Source organism: Streptomyces calidiresistens, from assembly GCF_014141525.1.
Taxonomy (GTDB): domain Bacteria; phylum Actinomycetota; class Actinomycetes; order Streptomycetales; family Streptomycetaceae; genus Streptomyces; species Streptomyces calidiresistens.
Genome location: NZ_VKHS01001454.1, coordinates 1 through 646, shown reverse-complemented (window position 1 = coordinate 646; position 646 = coordinate 1). Strand labels below are relative to the sequence as shown.

Annotated in this window: 1 pseudogene; it reads right to left on the bottom strand. The window is 83.6% G+C overall.

Annotated elements, in window-relative coordinates:
* Positions 1-283: 283 nt before the first annotated feature.
* Positions 284-646: pseudogene (locus tag FOE67_RS27790) on the bottom strand (hypothetical protein); the annotation flags it as partial.

Genomic DNA, 646 nt, shown 5'->3' with positions numbered 1-646 from the left:
GGGGACGGCGGTGTCCGGCCCGCCCGGGCCCCGGACGGCCCGGGGTCGGGTGCGGCCGGCGGTCGGGCCGTCGGCCGCACCCGGGGTGCGGGGGTCGGCGGGCGGTCCGTGGTGCGGACCGGGCCGACCGGGGTCCGAACCGTCGGTCGGACGGTCGGGACCGCTTCGGGGGGACCCGTCGCCGCGGGGCCCGGGGGCACCGGCGGCCGGGGGACGGTGCCCCGTCGCGCGGGGGCGCCGCCCCGTGCACCGCCGGCGCGGGTCGGGCACGGCCGCCGGCGGCTCAGGAGCCGCCGGCGGCCGGGACGCTCCCGGTCAGCACCTCGGCGGCGGCCTCGGCGCAGACCCGGGCCGCGCCGTGGGTGGCGATGTGCAGGGCGCCGGTGGGCGGGGCCTGCGGCACGCCCATCTCCACCACCGCGGTGTCCGGGCGGGCGGCGACGAGCGCCGCCAGGGTCTCCCCCATCCAGGCGTGCCGGTGGACATCGCGCACGACGACCACGAGTCGGCGGTCCCCGGCCTCCCGCAGCACCTCCTCGGCCGTCCCCCGCGCCGTTCCGTCGGCGGGGCGGCCCCGGCGGTCGGTGGTGGTACCGGGGAGCAGGCGGGCCAGGGCGGGGCCGAGGCCCCAGGGGGTCTCGGCCTG